Here is a 16,919-nt window from a genome sequence, read left to right as displayed (position 1 = left end):
GGCAGCCTGAAAATACATTCGCCCGCCAACCACCGATTAACACTTCACAACCCAAGGCAGCCTGAAAACACACGCGCAACCGCGTAAGGCAGCCTGAAAACCATCCCATCCAAGGAAACCTCAACATGACCACCGCTTCCAACCAAGCCTTTGAGCTATTTAAAAACTATGCACTCTATTTTGTGCTGCTGATTTTGCTCGCCGTCATCGTCTCCAAAGACACCAGCTTCCTGAGCCTCACCAATTTCAGCAATATTCTCACCCAATCCTCCGTGCGCGTGATTATCGCGCTGGGCGTGGCGGGGCTGATTGTTACGCAGGGCACGGATTTGTCCGTGGGGCGGCAAGTTGGGCTGGCGGCGGTGGTTTCTGCCACGCTGCTGCAAGCAACGGATAATGTGAACAAAGTATTCCCCAACTTGGGCGAAGTGCCGATTCCGTTGGTGATTCTGCTGGCGTGCGCCATCGGCGCGGTCATCGGCTTGGTGAACGGCATCATTGTAACCGTGTTAAATGTAACGCCGTTTATCGCCACGCTCGGCACCATGCTGATTATCTACGGCATCAACTCGCTGTATTACGACCACGTTGGCTCTGCGCCCATTGCGGGCTTCACCGAAAGTTATTCGCAGTTCACGCAAGGCTTTTTCCGCCTCGGTGGCTTTCGCTTGTCGTATATCACCGTGTATGCGCTGGTGGCGATTGTGTTGATGTGGATTATTTGGAACAAAACGCGCTTTGGTAAAAACCTATTTGCCATTGGCGGCAACCCCGAAGCGGCGCGCGTTTCGGGCGTAAACGTAACGCTTAATTTGCTCGGCGTGTACACGCTATCGGGTGTGTTTTACGCCTTTGGCGGCTTGCTGGAAGCGGGGCGCATCGGCTCAGCAACCAACAACTTGGGCTTTATGTATGAAATGGACGCGATTGCCGCGTGCGTCATCGGCGGCGTGTCGTTTAGCGGCGGCGTGGGCACGGTGATTGGCGTGGTGATGGGCGTAGTGATTTTCACGCTGATTAACTACGGTTTGAGCTACATCGGCGTGAGCCCCTATTGGCAATACATCATAAAAGGCGCGATTATCGTGATGGCGGTGGCGATTGATTCGCTGAAACACGCCAAGAAAAAATAGGCGGCCTGAAAACGCAAAAACAGCACGCGCAAAACGTGCTGTTTTTTGTTTGCCATATGGCGGGCGGTGCGCAGAACGGCTAAACGCCGTTTCAGGCTGCCGATTGTCGTTTACCGTTTCAACATCATAATCACGTTAAACAAGCTGGCGCACAGCAAAAAGATAATGGAAATTTTCAGCAGATTACCGCGCAAAATGCTGGTGTGTTTCAGGTTTTCGCGCTTGTGGTTCAGATTGCTAATCAGCGATTCTTGCTGCCCATTGGCGCGAGATTTGGGGTTAGTTGCCATCGTTTTGTCCTTTGAAAAGAAAGAATTATAACACAACCGCGTTTTCAGGCTGCCTTTGTATCTTTAAACACACAGAAACGCGCCAAGGCTGCCTGAAAATAGGGGCATCTGAAAAGATATGTTAAAATGCTGCGCGTTCAATTCATTAGAAACAGAAGGAATACATTATGGCAGCAAACGATTCAGGCAAAACCATTGCCGTTCTCGCCCTTGTGGGCATTTTGGGCGCGGGTGCGTTTATGGGCAATTCGTGGCTCAACGCGCAACACGCTGATTACAACATCTTGCTCAATGATTTTGGCGCGTTCCAAAGCGCGTTGTCGGGCGATGCCGAAGCGCAATACACCGTGGGCAAGTTTTATGCCGATGCGGGCAAATGGCAAAACGCCATCTTTTGGCTCAACAAATCCGCCGACCAAAACAACGCCCAAGCCCTGAGCGAAGCCGCGATGGCGTATTTGGACGGCAGAGACGGCGTGCCCAAAGATGCCAACCATGCCTGCCGCAATCTGGAAAAAGTGTACGACTTGCACAAAGATGCCGCCAACGCCGCCAACGCGGGCTTCTGCTACGATGAAAATATGCAGGCCTTTGCCCAAGCCTTGCCGTTTTACCAAATCGCCGCCAAAGCGGGCAACAACGCCGTGCGCTACAAACTCGGTCGTTTATATGATTTAGGGCAGGGCACCGACCAAAACTACGACACCGCCGCGTATTGGTATCGCCAAGCCGCCAAAGGCAACAACGCGCCTGCCTTGTATTCGCTCGCGCTGATGTATATGCAAGGCAACGGCGTGCCCAAAAGTCCGTTTGCGGCTTATGTGTTAGCCAAATCCGCGCAAGCCAAGCAAAGCGGCAACGATGCCAACGAGCTTGCCCGCCGCAATTTTGATGGCAAACTTTCCGAAATTGAAACCGCCTATCTGCCCAACGCGCCCAAAGCCAAAGCCGAAGTGGAGCAATATGTGAAATCGCACAGCGGCGCAGAAACGCTGGAATTGATTGACAGCCGCGTGCCTTACACCGAAACCGTCCCCGAATAATTTGCGGCATCACTGAGGCAGCCTGAAAACCGTTTTGCCCTTTCAGGCTGCCTTGGGGAACACATCAAAGGCAGCCTGAAAAGCCCGCAGCGGTGGTTTTCAGGCTGCCGCTTCGTTTACAATCAGACCGTTTGCTAACCATTTTGCAGGAGAAGACTGTGAAAACCCCCGCCCCTAAACCCGCCGTAAGCACCGCCAAAGCAGGAAAAGCCCTGTTGCTCGGCAGCATCGCGCTGATTGTCGTGCTGCTGCTGATTTTCATCCGCCCCTTCGCCCGCATTGACACCGGGCAGGTGGGCGTGGTGCGCACCTTCAACGGCAAAATCAACGACGAGCCCGCCAATGTGGGCTGGCACACCACCTTCACCAGCCGCATCGACAAATACACAGTCAAAGAAATCCCCGTGCAGCTGCAAGATTTGCGCCCCACCACCAAGGAAAACATCTCCCTGCGCGATTTGGATTTTGAAATCCAATATTCCGTCAATCCGATGAAAGTGCCGATGATTGCCGCCAAATATTCCAATATGAACGGCTACGAGCAAAACAGCAAAATCTACATCCCCGCCTATATGCTGGTGGAAAAACAGGCAAAATCCGTTTCCGCCGACGCAGTTTCCCGCTTTGAAGCGCTCGCCATCAATTCCAAACGCAACGAATTGGAAAACATCATCCGCACCAACCTGCAAAAAGACTTGGATGCCAACGACCCCGACACCTTTATCGTGAGCCGTGTAACCATTTCCAACCTGCTGCCCGATGAGAAAATCCAAGAATCCATCCGCATGATTGCCGATTCGGAAAACCGCAAGCAGGTTGCCATCAACAAGCTGGAAATCGCCAAAACCGAAGCCGAAGAAAACCGCGTGCGCTCGCAGTCGCTGGACGACAAAATCCTCGCCGAAAAAACGCTGGAAGCGCTGATTAGAATGGGCGAAAAAGGCAACGTGGTCGTGGTGCCGCTAGATTTTAAAGGCACGATTATGACCGGCACGGGCGGCGCCCATGCGCCAAACAGCCCCGCGCGTTCGCAATAGGCGGGGCGGCGTTTCAGGCTGCCTTGCGGACGGCATCAGAGGCAGCCTGAAAACGTTGCCAAACCTGCAAACGATGGCGCGTCGGCGGCTCGCCAACAGCATGCCAAGCGGCAAAACCTTATTGGATACGCCAGCCTTTGCCGCGCCATTTCGGTTTTCAGGCTGCCTTGGGGTGGCAAAGGTTTCAGCCTGAATGCCCTGTCAATCACCCAAAGGCAGCCTGAAACCGCCCCCAACCCTTTTCAGGCTGCCTATCCGCCCGCCCCAAAAGGCAACCTGAAACCCAAAAAACAAGGAATCCTCCTCCCATGGCAAAAGCCCCCAAAACCATCTACCGCTGCACCGAATGCGGTGGCACCGTACCCAAATGGCAGGGCAAATGCCCGCATTGCGGCGAATGGAACACCCTGCAAGAAGACATCGCCGCGCCCGAGCCGAAAAACGCGCGTTTCCAATCGTGGGCGGCGGATACCGCGCAGGTGGTGGATTTGTCGCGCGTGAGCGCGGTGGAAGTGCCGCGCCAGCCCACCGGCATGGGCGAGCTGGACCGCGTGCTCGGCGGCGGGCTGGTGGACGGCGCGGTGATTCTGCTGGGCGGCGACCCCGGCATCGGCAAATCCACCCTGCTGCTGCAAACCGTCGCCAAAATGGCGCAGAGCCGCAAGGTGCTGTATGTGTCGGGCGAGGAATCGGCGCAGCAGGTCGCCCTGCGCGCGCAGCGGCTGGGGCTGCACAGCGAGGGCATCAACCTGCTGGCGGAAATCCGCTTGGAGGCGGTTCAGGCTGCCTTAAAGCAGCACCAGCCCGCGCTGGTGGTCATCGATTCCATCCAAACCATGTATTCCGACCAAATCACGTCCGCGCCTGGCAGCGTGTCGCAGGTGCGCGAGTGCGCCGCGCAGTTCACCCGCATCGCCAAGCAGATGGGCATCGCCATGATTTTCGTGGGACACGTTACCAAAGACGGCGCGATTGCCGGCCCGCGCGTGCTGGAACACATGGTGGACACCGTGCTCTATTTTGAGGGCGACCAGCATTCCAACTACCGCATGATACGCGCCATCAAAAACCGCTTCGGCGCGGCGAACGAGCTGGGCGTGTTCGCCATGACCGAGCAGGGCCTGAAAGGCGTGTCCAACCCCTCCGCCATCTTTCTGGCGAGCTACCGCGACGACGTGGCCGGCTCCTGCGTGCTGGTAACGCAGGAAGGCAGCCGCCCGCTCTTGGTGGAAATACAAGCGCTGGTGGACGATGCGCACGGCTTCACGCCCAAGCGTTTGAGCGTCGGCTTGGAGCAAAACCGCCTTGCCATGCTGCTGGCCGTGCTCAACCGCCATGCGGGCATCGCCTGCTTCGACCAAGACGTGTTCCTCAACGCCGTCGGCGGCGTGAAAATCGGCGAGCCGGCCTCCGATTTGGCGGTAATACTGGCGATGGTGTCAAGCTTTCGCAACAAACCGCTGCCCGAGAAAATGGTGGTGTTCGGCGAGATTGGTCTGAGCGGCGAAGTGCGCCCCGTCTCGCGCGGGCAGGAGCGGCTTAAAGAAGCGGAAAAACTTGGCTTCCAACGCGCCATCGTTCCCAAAGCGAATTTGCCGCGCAACGCCAAAGAGTTTCCCAATCTGCAGATTTACGGCGTAGAGCGGCTGGATGAAGCGGTGCAGCTGTGTCGGGATTTGGCGGAATAAACGTTTAAAAGGCAGCCTGAAAAGGGGGGATTTTCCTGTTTCAGGCTGCCTTTTAGCCGTAGGTCGGGCATTGATGCCCGACAACCCCGCTCGCAATGTCGGGCATCAATGCCCGACCTACTGCTATCCCTGTGGTACATTAGGTAGTGAAGAATTACGAATGTCACTAAATGGATTAATATGACGTTATCAGGTGAGCGCAGCTCGTCTTGCCCACCTCAACAAAAAGCAGCAAGCGTAGCCTGCATGGGGTAGCGGGCTAGCTTACATGCCGTAGTATCGGCGAAATCCTTTAACGACTTCAAGGCGGATGCCTTGAAAAACAATCTTTCGGGAGATGCAATGCACGAATTTATCTACAAACAGGACAAAGAAAACGCCCTGTCCTCCGGCATGGGCTGCTTTATGAAGGGCACCTTGGTGGAAACGGAAGAAGGCTGGACGCCGATAGACGAACTGAAGGTAGGCGATTGGGTGATGTCGCGGCCGGAAAACGGCATCGGCGAGGCCGTGCCCAAACGGGTGGTGAACACCTTCCGCTACGAAGACAAGGAAGTGGTAATGTTGAATTTTTCTTGTTTTCCTAACCGAAATGGGAGAGGGGCAGCCCTGGTCGTTACTCCGAACCACCCGTTCTGCGTGTACGGCGTGGTTACCAACCTGATTGTCGAACATCCGGAATTTGGCAAGCTCGGTGCTTATTGGAAGGGCTGCGATTACGACGACGGCGAAGACGTGTTTGCCGGGGATGAAGGCAGGGCGAGATACGAAGCCCTGTGGGCATTTAAGCACACGCCCTACGAAATGCGGCTGTACGAACAGCCGGTGTGGAAGCGCGCCGACCAGCTTGAGCGCGGCGATGTAGTTCTGGGTCTTGAAAACGATTATTGCGTGGTGGAGGATTACCGCCCGCTGTATGCCTACCGCGATACCGACCAGGCTTGGATACAGCAGACCAATCTGGCTTACGGCTGGGAGCAGTCGGATCAGGGAGAAAATTATGATATGGTGCTGAATGAAGAATCGCGGCATAGTCCGACATGGGATTTGATGGATATGCCGAACGACGAGAACCTGCTGTATGTGGATGAGGACGGACAACGGCATTACCGCCGCTACCGCACCACGGTCTACAACATTGAGGTCGAGGATTACCACACCTATTGCGTTGGTTATCAATGTATCCTGGTGCATAACTAGAATTTATGTCGCCCTGCGACGCACGCAGTTTCCGAACTCAAAAGCAAGCGTAGGTTGGGTTGCAAAACCCGACAAAATGCAGCCTGAAAACCCCATCCCGTTTCAGGCTGCCGCCTCCTTTTTTTACCACACGGAGTTCCCATCATGAAACGCACGCTTATCAGCCTGAACATCGCCGCCGCCCTGTTACTCACCGCCTGCGGCACGCATCCGCCCGCCGCGCACAAAACCGCCGCGCGTCCCGCCATTTCATACGAAACCCCCGCCGACAAATTCATCATGTTTGAACGCAGCAATGCCGCCGCGGTGAAAGAATACGCAGGCGCGCCCGCCTATGCCGCGCTGGAAAAAACCGCCCGCATCGCACCCGCCCCGAGCCTGCCGCAAAACACCGAAAAATACGGCAAGATTGAATCCAACCCCGTGCAAGCCGTTGCCCGAAACCCCGTGTCCACATTCAGCATCGATGTAGACACCGGCAGCTATGCCAATGCGCGCCGCTTTTTAAACGACAACCGCCTGCCGCCCGCCCATGCCGTGCGGATTGAAGAGCTGATTAACTATTTTGACTACGGCTACGCCCCGCCCAGCGACGGCAAACCCTTTGCCGTGTACACCGAAACCATCGATTCGCCGTGGCAAGCCGATGCCAAGCTCATCAAAATCGCCATTAAAGCCAAAGAAATCCGCAGCAGCGCATTGCCGCCCGCCAACCTGGTGTTTCTGGTGGACGTTTCAGGCAGCATGCAGGCGCAAGACAAGCTGCCGCTGGTGAAAAAAACGCTGCGCATCCTGACCAAGCGTCTGCGCGCCGAAGACAAAGTTACCCTGATTACCTATGCCAGCAACGAAAAACTGGTGCTGCCGCCCACATCGGGCAAAGACAAAGACACCATCCTGCAAGCCATCAACCAACTGGAAGCAGGCGGCTCAACCGCGGGCGAACAAGCCCTGCAAATGGCATACGCCCAAGCGCAAAAAGCCTACATTAAAAACGGCATCAACCGCATCCTGCTGGCAACCGACGGCGATTTCAACGTCGGCATCACCGATTTCAATACTCTGAAAGACACCGTTGCCGAAAAACGCAAGGCAGGCATCTCGCTCACCACGCTGGGCTTTGGCACGGGCAATTACAACGAGCAGCTGATGGAACAGCTTGCCGATGCGGGCGATGGCAATTACAGCTACATCGACAACGAAACCGAAGCCAAAAAAGTGTTGCAGCGCCAGCTCTCGTCCACCCTGGCCACCGTTGCCCAAGACGTGAAAATCCAAGTGGAATTCAACCCCGCCACCGTGAAAGAATACCGCTTGGTGGGCTATGAAAACCGCATGCTCAAACAAGAAGACTTCAACAACGACAAAGTGGACGCGGGCGACATCGGCGCAGGGCACAGCGTAACCGCCCTTTACGAAATCATCCCCGCCGGCAAACAAGGCTGGCTCGACGAATCGCGTTACCAAGCCGCCCCGCCCCGTTCGGGCAGCCTGAAAGAATACGCATTCGTGAAACTGCGCTATAAAAACCCCAACGGCAAACACAGCATCCTGCTGCAACAGCCCGTTGCCGCGCAAAGCCAGCCCCTCGCCCAAGCCTCTTCCGCCACGCGCCTTGCCGTTGCCGCGGCCGCCTACGGGCAACAGCTGCACGGCGGCCAATACAACGGCAAAATGGGCTGGCAAGACATCATCGCCCTTGCCCGAACCGTTAAAAAAGACGAATACGGCACGGTGAACGAATTTGTCGATTTGCTCAACGAAGCCGCCGATTTGAGCGCGAAAGAACCCGCGGGCAAAGCGAAATAACATTTGCGCCCAGCCAAAGAAAGGCAGCCTGAAACCTGCTTTGCCCGTTTTCAGGCTGCCTTGGGTTCAGGAAACCTGCTATGGAAGCCATCAAACGGCAATACCAAGAAGCCGCCGCCCCAATCAGCATAATCACGCCGCCATCGCCCGCCTGTATGACCTGAAAGCCGCATAGGGCAGGGCAGCCTGAAACCCAATCCATCCGACAGAAAACCGTTTGGCGCGACCGCAAACGGTTTTTGTTTTTCAGGCTGCCGCTTGTTGGAAATCTTTGCAAAGCCTGCAAACGATGGCGCGTCGGCGGCTGATTTCGATTTCAGGCTACCGTTGGGGTTTGGCAAAGGTTGCAACCTAAGCAGGTCGGGCATCCTGCCCGGTCTGCCGGTAAACAACAGCTTGTTTTTCCGATATAAAAAGGCAGCCTGAAAACGGAGAAATCCATTTTCAGGCTGCCTTGTTTATTGGCTGTCAGCTATGGTTAGAACTTCAAGCCCACGCCGAAGTTGGCTTGCCAGTCGCTGCGCGATTTGCGGATGCTGTCGGCAAGACCGGCGCGAAGCACCAAGCCGCCCACCGATTCGTATTCCGCGCCCACGCCCGCGCGCACGGTGGATTTGTTTTTCGCGGTGCGAATCGCAAAGCCGTTTTGTGCGCCGTTAAAGCGTGCGGTCAAGTCTTTCTGACCGGAGGTGTGGATGTAGTCCAGCGACACTTTGGCAGACAATTTGCCCGCCGGCAGCTGGTGGGTGAAGCGCAAATCTTGGCCGATGCCCGCATCAACGGTGTTGAAGCTGCGACCGGACACTTGCAGGCCGCCTACGCCGTTTTCAGACACGCTGTCGGTGCGCACGCGGTTGTATGCCAGCATCACTTTGGGCTCGTAGCTAATCGCGTCGTTCAAGCGGAAGGCGTATTTTCCTTCGGCAAACACGCTGGCAACCGAGGGTTTGATGCGCGCATCGTATGAGCCGCTGTCATAGCCGTTGCTGATGTTGCGGCTGCCTTTCAGGCTGCTTCTGCCATAAGCCGCGCCGCCTGTGAGCGTGAAATCGCCAAAGCCTTTCACCGCAAACACGCTGCCAAACACCGCGTTGCCTTTGAGCTTGCTGTTGAGCTCGCCGTCCAATTTTTCACGGCCGCCGCTCACGGCTGCGCCAACGGTGAAGCTGTCGGTAACGCCGTAGCTTACGCCTGCGCCCAAGGTGGTATCACGCGCGTGGTCGGCAATGCCGTTTAACGCGTTGTTTTGCGTGGCGCGACCGGACACGCTGGTGTATATCGTGCCGCGCGGCAGCAGGCGCGCGTTGTTGTCCAACGCTTCACTGCGCGTGTCTTGGTGGTTTGCCAAGGCGGCGGCAGGCACCGCGCCGTAGATGTTTTTGTCTACGGCTTGCACCAAATAATCGCGGATTGCCAAGGCTTGCGTTTGCGCTGTGCCTTGCGCCACGGTGTTGGCAAACGGGTCTTTGCCTTTTAACGCCGCGTTGTCCGCGCTGTTGAACGCATCTCTGTACGCGCTGATGTCTGCCAGCGCGTTCACGCGGTCAAACGCAGTTTGTGATGGCTGCGGAACGGGTGTGGGCGTTGGAGTGGGGGTTGGCGTTGGGGTAGGCACAACGGGAACAGGTGTCGGCGTTGGTGTCGCAGGGTTGCGAATCAAACGCTCAATCACAGGGTTGGGGTTACGCACATCGCTGCTCACCACATTGGGGCTGGTGGTGTGGGCGCGTTGGGGTCTTCCGACAAACCGTCGTCCACATCGCGGCCAAAGCTCAATTTGCTCGGCGTGTCGCTGCGGCCCGACGAAGCCACTTGCACTTTGCCTTGCACATCCAGCGTGAGCGTGCCGCCGTTGGCGTTGTACAGCGCGTGTTGCGTTTCGCCGTCTGCTTGGTAGGTCAGCTGCGCATTGTTTGCCACCGCCAGTTTGTTGGTGTCGCGCATGTTCACGTCAGACGCAATCAGCGCATTGCGGTTCACGTTCACATTGGTCGCGCCCAGCACATCGTAATTCACCACAATCGCTCCCGCAGGGGTTTCCCGTTTGCCGCGGTTAGAGCGGCCTGCGTTGTTGGCGCGACCCAAGTTAAACGTGTTTTCGCCCGCGCCCAAATCAACGGTGCGGCCGTTCATGCGAACGTGTTCGTCGGCAATTGTCAGGCTGTCGTCGCCGTCGCCAAAGTTCATGTTGCCGTTGATAACGCTGCTGCCTGAAATATCCAGCACGTTTTTGCCCGCATCGCCGCGCACCGCCAAGGGGTTGATGTTGCGGTTAACGCGGAAGCCGTTGGCGTTGAACGTGGTGTCGTTGGCGTTCACGGCCGCGCCGTCCGCCAGATACAGCGCATGGGCATAGCCGTTCACAATGCTGTTGTCCAGTTTGATGTTTTGGTTGGCAACCAACGCGCCTTTATCCACGCCCGCGCCGTTGACGATTTTGCCTGCCAAATCGCCCGTTGCGGTGTAGCTGCTGTCTTTGCCTGCGGCATCCACTGCGCCGTTGATGATGTCAAACTCTTTGGTATGGCCGTCGGCGGGAATGGACACTTTGCCGCCCGTGCCTACTTCAACGCGCTCAATCAGCTCTTCTTTGCCGTTGCGGACGGGGACGAGTTTTTTGCGTTTGCCGCTGACCAGCCATGGGTCTGCCACTTCAATTTCCTGATAGTCGTAACCGCGGTTCAGGTAAACCTTGGTGCCCAAGTTTTCCAGCGGGTCTTTTTGGTTGTATTGCGTAACCAGCGACGAATCGAAGTAGCCATAAGTCGGCGTTTGGCTGTTGCCGCCTTCGGAGCGGTACACGCCTGCAATCAGGGTGCCCGCCATCAAGCCGTAGTTTTTCAGCTTGTCGGTGCCGTAAGTGTGCACCGGCAACGGGTTGCGGTAGCTATACGCATCGTTTTTGCCGCCCGGGGTCAGAATCGCGGCGTGGCTGCCTGAAATCACCCCTGTGTTGGTGATGCTGTGCGACAGTTTGGTATCGGTGAAGATACCTGTGCCTGCGCCGACCACGTTGTAGCCGTTACTGTATCCGCTGTCGTTTTCATAGCCGTGGTAAATTTTGGCGTAACCGCTTACCACGCCTTGGTTGTAAACCGTGCCGAGCTGTTGTGGCAATTCGTCCGGTTTTCTGGCTTCCAAATCTAAAATATGACCGTTGGAGCTGAATATGGAAATGCCGCTGCCGCTGCCGCGCACATCCAAGCCTGCGCGGTGGTTGTTGCTGTTCAAAATGCCGCCGTAGCCGCTGTTTTGCGCGTTATCGGGTTTGGCGGGGGTGGTGTTGCCTTTGTCGGTTAATTGAACGTTGTCTTTGTCGGTCAACAGCGGCACCACGGGCATATCGGGGATTGCCGTACCGCGTTTGGCGGCGTTGTATAACACGCCGGGTTGCGCTTCCAGATTGCCGGTAATCATGCCCATGTTGTTCACGCCATACAGGCGCAGCTGGGTGGCAAGCGGTTTTTGACCCCAGCCCGACCAGCTAACAGGGCCGGATACTTTGCGGTTGTTGTGCAGCGACACGCCGTTGCCTGTGGCAGCGATATTGATGCTGCGGTCGCCCGCGCCGTCGCCCGCGCGAATGTGGGCTTCGCCCGAAATGCGCCCTGTGTTGTTCAAGCCGGTGATGGTGTTGCCGTTGGCTTCGCCCAAAGAGGCGTAGATTTTGGGGATTTGCGCGTTTTCGGCATACGCCAACACCGAAATGCCGTTGCCGCTGGATAGGGCTTCGGCGGTGCCTTGGATGAACACGGAATTGTTGCTGGACGTGTTGCCGGAAACCTGTTTCAGGCTGCCTGAAATGCGTCCGCTGTTTTCTACCGCGCCCAAGGTAACGGTGGTGCCGTGTTTGGCGTTGCGGCCCGAGTCTGCCATCAGCGACACGCCGTTGCCCACGGCTTTGGTTTTGGTGTAGGTGTGTGTTACGTTCGCGCCGCCGCGCACTTCCGCTTCGCCGTTGATGTCGCCGCTGTTTTTCAGGCTGCCCATATACAGCGTGTTTTCTTTCTCTTGCGAGAAGGTGTAGCGGTCGGGTGTGTCCACATAAGTTGCCAGCGACACGCCGTTGCCCGAGGCAACGGGCGTTACACCGTAGAACATGGGCACGAATTTATTCGGCTGGCGGTTTTTAATGCCTTGGAACGCCTGCGCGTTCAGGCTGCCTGAAAGCGTGCCGGTGTTTTCCACTTTGGCGATGCGCACATTCAGGTTTTTGCCATACATATCGGTTTGGCTGGTGTCTTTGGGCGGACGGGGCGTGCTGCCGTCGTCAATCAGCAAATCGTCCAAATCGTCGTCGTCCAGCTCGTCGTCGTTGTTATTGTTGATGGCTGCGCTGCCGGATGATTTGCTGCCCGACGCGCCGCTTGCGCCGCCGATGCTGTCTTTGCCGAAATCGGTGATAGCGGCCAGCGAAATGCCGTTGGCGGTGGCAAAACTTTGCACTTTGCCGTGCACGCCGCCCAAGCCGCCTTGCAGCTTGGCTTCACCCTCGGCGATGCCGTTGTTCACAATGCCGTCGGTGAGCGAATATTCCACGCTGTTGGGGTTGGTGTGCGGTGTCCAGCCCAAAGCGTCAATCGCGTTTGCCATGCCGTTGGCATCAATGGTTGAGCCTTTTTCGCTTTTGCTGGTGGTGCGGGTGGCTTCCACGTTCACTTTGCCGTGGATAAAGCCGTTGTTCAGCGCGCCGGTTTGCGCGATTTTGCTGTCGTTATCTTTCGGGTTGCCATACCAGATAATCCGCACGGGATTGCCGGCGCGGTTGAAATCGGTTTCGGATGAGCCGACAGCGGGTTTTTTGTTGATGGAACCGTCGCGCTTTTTCGCGGCGGTGATGTCGGTGATTTTTTCCACGCGCTCGCCCGCATCAACGGTGGCGATGGCGCTGGAACCTTGTTGGTAAGGCACGGCGTGGGCAGACATAGCAAAAAGTGCCGCAGCAGTGTGCAGCACCAATGCCTTCTAGCTGAATTTTTTGGTGTTACTCATATATTTCCTTATTAAATAAAAGGTTATTGGCGTTAATAAAAACGGCGCGCATTATAAATTATCATTTCTTTACAACAAATGAAAATTATTCGCACAATCGTTAAGTTGTTAAATAGAAATTGTTTTTATTTGTTTTGGTGTGGAATTGGCGCAACAAAAAGCCCTGCGCGTCGGCAGGGCTGATGAGGTAAGTGTTTATTTTGGCTGGATAAACGCTGCGAATTCGTCTGTGTAGGCCGTGTGCAGCGCGCCGTCCCGCCGCTCAATGATGCAAACGGCCAAATGCTCTTGCCGCGCCAAAGCCAATGCGTCTGCCGCGCCCAATGTGGTCAGGCCCGTTGCCAAGCCGTCTGCCTCCATGCTGGTGTGGGCAATCACCGACAGCGAGGCGATGCTGTTATGCACGGGTTGCAGCGTGCGCGGGTTGATTAAATGCGTGTGCGTGTCGCCGTTTTCGTCTTGGCGGAAATTGCGGTAGCCGCCCGATGTTGCCAAGCCGTGATGCGGCAGGGCGATGATTAGATGCGGATGGTGCGGCGGCTCGGGGTGTTCAATGGCGATGCGCCACGGCTCGCCCGCGGGGCTTTTGCCTGCGCTGCGTATTTCGCCGCCGATTTCTACCAAGTAGTCGCCAATGCCTGCATCTTCCAACACTTGCGCCACGGCATCCACGCCAAAGCCTTTGGCGATGGACGATAAATCCAGATACAAATCGGGGTGTTTTTTGCGCAGCAGCGTTGCATCGCCTTGCTGTTGCAGTTCAAATTTATCCATGCCCACGGCGGCGGCGCGGCGGGCGGTTTCTTCTGCGTCGGGTAATGCGCCGCGCGGTTCGGGCCCGAAGCCCCATGCGTTCACCAGAGCGCCTAGGGTAACGTCCAGCCCGCCTTGCGTGATGCGGTTGATGCGTAGGGCAGCCTGAAAAACATGGGCGAAGTCGCGCGGCAGGGGGGTGTGGCTTTCGGTGTCGCGCAGTTGGTTGATGCGGCTGATGTGGGAGTTGGGGATGTAGGTGGACATTTCGTCGTTGACTTGCTGCAAGCGGTCATCGATGGCGGCTTTGAGCGTTTCGGGCGTGGGCTGGGGCGTGCCGTCTGCCCAGTTGATGTATTTGACGGCGTAGTCCGAACCCATGGTGTGCCCGCTGAGGGTGATTTGCACGGGGTCTTTGCCGATGGTGAGTGTGGTCATGATGGTTGAGAATGGTTATTGAAAACGGGCGGATTGTAAATGAATTGGGCGGGGAAGGCAGCCTGAAACTCGTTTCGCTTGTTTTCAGGCTGCCTCCGTTACGCTTTAATCACAAAATCATCATACGGCAGCGCTTCATACGTTGCCAAATCGCCTACATCACACGCTTCGCCGTGAAACAAATCCGCCCAAATCTGCTGATACATTTCCCGCGCTGTGATGCCGCGTGGCAAGGCGAAGGCGCAATTGGTTTGCGGGAAGCAATTTTGCAATGTTGCTTCCGACCACATCGCCACGCCGTAGCGCAAACTTTCTTTCACGCGAAATTGCCCGCCAGGCGAAAGCTCATCAAAGCGCGGTTTTAAATAGCCATTGACCAGTTGCCGCACGCTGGCGCGATTAGCCAGATTGAGCCCTTCAAATTGCGCCAAATCGGGGTGCATGGCTTCCATAAGCCAGCTTAAAAATTGTTCTAGGTAATGCGTGCTGATTTTTTTCTTTTTCATACGAGATTCCTTTTTCAGGCTGCCTCATTTGTTTTATTTTCGCATTAAAGGCAGCCTGAAAACGTCTTTTCATGCTGTTTTCACTTCGCAAGTTGTCTCAACCCTGCGTGCAGTGGCTAGGAAAAGCGGCTAAATAAAGCCTCATACGCCATCCCCCTTGACTTTACCACGGGGTAAACCGTTATATTGCGCACTTTCCAACTCATCCGTGAAAGGATAAATCATGGCAACCACCACCCTAAACATTCAAGGCATGACGTGCAACGGCTGCGTGAACAGCGTAACCCGCGTGTTAACGGGCATTACAGGCGTGAGCCGCGCTGATGTGGATTTGGCGGGCGCAAAAGCCGTTGTGGAATACGATGCCGCGCAAACCAACCCCGCCGCGTTGGCGGAAGCGGTGGACGATGCGGGGTTTGACGCGCAAGTGGCGTAATCCTGTAAACAACAATAGGCAGCCTGAAAACGTGTGGAATGCGTTTTCAGGCTGCCTTTGTGTTGTGCGGCAGGGCGTATGCAGTTTTCAGGCTGCCTATTCTTTGGCGCGCTGCAAATAAACGGTGGCTTCTTTTTGGCTGTCGGATAGGGCGATGGTTTCGCTGGTAACGGTTTCGCCGGTGTCCAGCTGCACATAGCGGATGGTGTAGCTGCCTGCTTCCAGCGCGGTGAGCGGGAGCTGGCTGCGCTCTTCGATGAAGAAGGTGCGCAGGGGTTGGGGGGCGTTGGCTTGGTGTAGCTCGGCGAATACGTCGGAGGTGTTGCGGATGTTGTCCACGAAGATGGTGAGCTGCTTGGTGGTGCTGCGGGTGTAGGGGTAGTTTTTCACATAGCCTGACGTGCTGGGGAAGGGCTCGCCGTTGGGCGCGGTGCTGGGGCGAACGTAGTTGCTGGGGGTGGCACCGGCTGGCGCTTCATTTTCAGGCTGCGTTGCATCGGCTGGGGCGGTGCCGGCGGTTTCAGGCTGCGTTGCGTGGGTTTCTTCTTCGGCGGCTTGGGTTTTGAGGTAGCTGTTCAGTTGCCAAAAAAACAGGGCGACAAGGGCGCAGCAGGCGATGATGAAGAGGGACTGCCACGGCTTTTGCTTGGATGTTTTGGATGCGGGAGCGGCGGTGTTGGACGCGCTGTGTGCGTTTTGGCTGCGCCGAAACTCATTGCATTCGTTTTCAGGCTGCCTTTGGGGTTGCGGGGCGGATTGCCGCCGCAGCGTGGGCTGTTGGGGGATGCGGAGGGTTTCCTGCTGGCGTATCCAGCGGTCGTGTTCGGCGCGTTGTTCGGGGTCGGACAGGACTGTGTAGGCGCGGTTGATGAGCTGCATGATGCGGCTGGCATCTTCGCTGGGGTTTAAATCGGGGTGGTATTGCTTGGATAGGCGGCGATAGGCTTGGCGGATGGTTTGCTCATCGGCATCGCGGGGAATTTGCAGGTTGTCGTAATGGGTTCGCATAGTGGGGTGGGGCGGTGTTTTGAGTCGTATTGGTTTTCAGGCTGCCTGTTGTGCGTCAAAACACAATCGGTTTTAAGGCTCAACGCTGGCTACACCTTGGTTGGCAAGCGCATCGGCGCGTTCGTTTTCGGCGTGTCCTGCGTGTCCGCGCACCCATTGCCATTGGATTTGGTGTTGCGCGGCGAGCCGGTCTAGCTGTTGCCAAAGGTCTTCGTTTTTAACAGGCTGCTTGGATGCGGTTTTCCAGCCGTTTTTTTTCCAGCCGTGTATCCATTTTTCCATGCCGTTTTTCACATATTGCGAGTCGGTGTAAATGACCACGGCGCAGGGGCGTTTGAGCGCGGCAAGCCCTTGGATGATGGCGGTGAGCTCCATGCGGTTGTTGGTGGTGTGCGCTTCGCCGCCGAACAATTCTTTTTCGTGGCTGCCATAGCGCATCAGCACGCCCCAGCCGCCTTTGCCAGGGTTGCCTTTGCACGCGCCATCGGTGTAGAGCGTTACGGTTTTGTCTTGGGTCATAAATTTTTTAGCTTCGCTAAATTATTGTGTTTTTAGCCTTGCGCGTTGCGCTGCAGCATACCCCTTT

Annotated in this window: 15 protein-coding genes; 8 read left to right on the top strand and 7 right to left on the bottom strand. The window is 56.3% G+C overall.

Annotated features, from left to right (window positions below):
* Positions 1 to 125: 125 nt before the first annotated feature.
* Positions 126 to 1,133 carry a galactose/methyl galactoside ABC transporter permease MglC gene (gene mglC / locus H3L93_RS08210; RefSeq protein ID WP_003794272.1) on the top strand — a complete coding sequence of 336 codons (1,008 nt, stop codon included), beginning with the start codon at positions 126 to 128 and terminating at the stop codon, positions 1,131 to 1,133.
* A 110-nt stretch (positions 1,134 to 1,243) separates the two neighbouring features.
* Here mglC and H3L93_RS08205 read toward each other — a convergent pair whose 3' ends face one another.
* The gene (locus H3L93_RS08205) at positions 1,244 to 1,423 is read right to left on the bottom strand and encodes a hypothetical protein (protein WP_003794275.1); all 180 of its coding nucleotides are present in this window, start codon (positions 1,421 to 1,423) and stop codon (positions 1,244 to 1,246) included.
* A 167-nt stretch (positions 1,424 to 1,590) separates the two neighbouring features.
* Here H3L93_RS08205 and H3L93_RS08200 point away from each other — a divergent pair, with 167 nt between their 5' ends.
* From H3L93_RS08200 to H3L93_RS08175, 6 genes are all read left to right on the top strand, one after another.
* Positions 1,591 to 2,466, top strand: a complete 876-nt coding sequence (locus H3L93_RS08200; RefSeq protein WP_003794277.1) for a tetratricopeptide repeat protein — start codon at positions 1,591 to 1,593, stop codon at positions 2,464 to 2,466.
* Between the two features lie 158 nt (positions 2,467 to 2,624).
* Entirely contained in the window at positions 2,625 to 3,503 is an 879-nt protein-coding gene (locus H3L93_RS08195; RefSeq protein WP_246313967.1) for an SPFH domain-containing protein, read from the top strand.
* Complete coding sequence (locus tag H3L93_RS08190) at positions 3,472 to 3,696, top strand: hypothetical protein (RefSeq protein ID WP_155802965.1); 225 nt, start codon at positions 3,472 to 3,474, stop codon at positions 3,694 to 3,696. The genes H3L93_RS08195 and H3L93_RS08190 overlap by 32 nt, the downstream gene beginning before the upstream one ends.
* 115 nt (positions 3,697 to 3,811) lie before the next feature.
* Positions 3,812 to 5,191, top strand: coding sequence for a DNA repair protein RadA (gene radA, locus H3L93_RS08185; RefSeq protein ID WP_003794282.1), 1,380 nt, complete (start codon positions 3,812 to 3,814; stop codon positions 5,189 to 5,191).
* A gap of 342 nt (positions 5,192 to 5,533) precedes the next feature.
* The gene (locus tag H3L93_RS08180; protein ID WP_003794283.1) at positions 5,534 to 6,391 is read left to right on the top strand and encodes a Hint domain-containing protein; all 858 of its coding nucleotides are present in this window, start codon (positions 5,534 to 5,536) and stop codon (positions 6,389 to 6,391) included.
* 144 nt (positions 6,392 to 6,535) lie between these two features.
* Entirely contained in the window at positions 6,536 to 8,200 is a 1,665-nt protein-coding gene (locus H3L93_RS08175; RefSeq protein WP_003794286.1) for a VWA domain-containing protein, read from the top strand.
* A 478-nt stretch (positions 8,201 to 8,678) separates the two neighbouring features.
* On the opposite strand, the gene H3L93_RS08170 is transcribed toward H3L93_RS08175, so the two are convergent.
* The 4 genes from H3L93_RS08170 to H3L93_RS08155 form a co-directional block, all read right to left on the bottom strand.
* Positions 8,679 to 9,890, bottom strand: coding sequence for an autotransporter outer membrane beta-barrel domain-containing protein (locus H3L93_RS08170; protein WP_155802967.1), 1,212 nt, complete (start codon positions 9,888 to 9,890; stop codon positions 8,679 to 8,681).
* Positions 9,891 to 9,898: 8 nt separating this feature from the next.
* Complete coding sequence (locus H3L93_RS08165; RefSeq protein WP_003794292.1) at positions 9,899 to 13,126, bottom strand: hypothetical protein; 3,228 nt, start codon at positions 13,124 to 13,126, stop codon at positions 9,899 to 9,901.
* A gap of 261 nt (positions 13,127 to 13,387) precedes the next feature.
* Positions 13,388 to 14,383, bottom strand: a complete 996-nt coding sequence (locus tag H3L93_RS08160; protein ID WP_003794295.1) for an FAD:protein FMN transferase — start codon at positions 14,381 to 14,383, stop codon at positions 13,388 to 13,390.
* Positions 14,384 to 14,481: 98 nt separating this feature from the next.
* Positions 14,482 to 14,889 (bottom strand): hypothetical protein, encoded by a 408-nt coding sequence (locus tag H3L93_RS08155; RefSeq protein WP_003794297.1) that lies wholly within the window; start codon positions 14,887 to 14,889, stop codon positions 14,482 to 14,484.
* 223 nt (positions 14,890 to 15,112) lie between these two features.
* Between H3L93_RS08155 and H3L93_RS08150 the strand changes: the two genes are divergently transcribed.
* Entirely contained in the window at positions 15,113 to 15,325 is a 213-nt protein-coding gene (locus H3L93_RS08150; protein ID WP_003794301.1) for a heavy-metal-associated domain-containing protein, read from the top strand.
* A 96-nt stretch (positions 15,326 to 15,421) separates the two neighbouring features.
* Here the strand turns inward: H3L93_RS08150 and H3L93_RS08145 are convergent, their stop codons facing one another.
* Complete coding sequence (locus H3L93_RS08145) at positions 15,422 to 16,333, bottom strand: J domain-containing protein (protein ID WP_003794303.1); 912 nt, start codon at positions 16,331 to 16,333, stop codon at positions 15,422 to 15,424.
* Between the two features lie 72 nt (positions 16,334 to 16,405).
* Positions 16,406 to 16,852 (bottom strand): ribonuclease HI, encoded by a 447-nt coding sequence (gene rnhA, locus H3L93_RS08140; protein ID WP_003794304.1) that lies wholly within the window; start codon positions 16,850 to 16,852, stop codon positions 16,406 to 16,408.
* Positions 16,853 to 16,919: the final 67 nt, after the last annotated feature.

This window comes from Kingella oralis, assembly GCF_014054985.1.
Classification (GTDB): Bacteria; Pseudomonadota; Gammaproteobacteria; order Burkholderiales; family Neisseriaceae; genus Kingella_B; species Kingella_B oralis.
The sequence above is the reverse complement of the archived record's forward strand: the minus strand, read 5'-3'. Positions and strand labels throughout refer to the sequence as shown.

Excerpts from the sequence above, each read along its gene's own strand:
- H3L93_RS08175 (WP_003794286.1), top strand. The coding sequence starts at position 6,536 with ATGAAACGCACGCTTATCAGCCTGAACATCGCCGCCGCCCTGTTACTC.
- H3L93_RS08205 (WP_003794275.1), bottom strand. The coding sequence starts at position 1,423 with ATGGCAACTAACCCCAAATCTCGCGCCAATGGGCAGCAAGAATCGCTG.
- H3L93_RS08165 (WP_003794292.1), bottom strand. The coding sequence starts at position 13,126 with ATGTCTGCCCACGCCGTGCCTTACCAACAAGGTTCCAGCGCCATCGCC.
- H3L93_RS08190 (WP_155802965.1), top strand. The coding sequence starts at position 3,472 with ATGCGCCAAACAGCCCCGCGCGTTCGCAATAGGCGGGGCGGCGTTTCA.
- rnhA (WP_003794304.1), bottom strand. The coding sequence starts at position 16,852 with ATGACCCAAGACAAAACCGTAACGCTCTACACCGATGGCGCGTGCAAA.
- H3L93_RS08200 (WP_003794277.1), top strand. The coding sequence starts at position 1,591 with ATGGCAGCAAACGATTCAGGCAAAACCATTGCCGTTCTCGCCCTTGTG.
- H3L93_RS08150 (WP_003794301.1), top strand. The coding sequence starts at position 15,113 with ATGGCAACCACCACCCTAAACATTCAAGGCATGACGTGCAACGGCTGC.
- H3L93_RS08160 (WP_003794295.1), bottom strand. The coding sequence starts at position 14,383 with ATGACCACACTCACCATCGGCAAAGACCCCGTGCAAATCACCCTCAGC.
- H3L93_RS08145 (WP_003794303.1), bottom strand. The coding sequence starts at position 16,333 with ATGCGAACCCATTACGACAACCTGCAAATTCCCCGCGATGCCGATGAG.
- H3L93_RS08180 (WP_003794283.1), top strand. The coding sequence starts at position 5,534 with ATGCACGAATTTATCTACAAACAGGACAAAGAAAACGCCCTGTCCTCC.
- mglC (WP_003794272.1), top strand. The coding sequence starts at position 126 with ATGACCACCGCTTCCAACCAAGCCTTTGAGCTATTTAAAAACTATGCA.
- H3L93_RS08155 (WP_003794297.1), bottom strand. The coding sequence starts at position 14,889 with ATGAAAAAGAAAAAAATCAGCACGCATTACCTAGAACAATTTTTAAGC.
- radA (WP_003794282.1), top strand. The coding sequence starts at position 3,812 with ATGGCAAAAGCCCCCAAAACCATCTACCGCTGCACCGAATGCGGTGGC.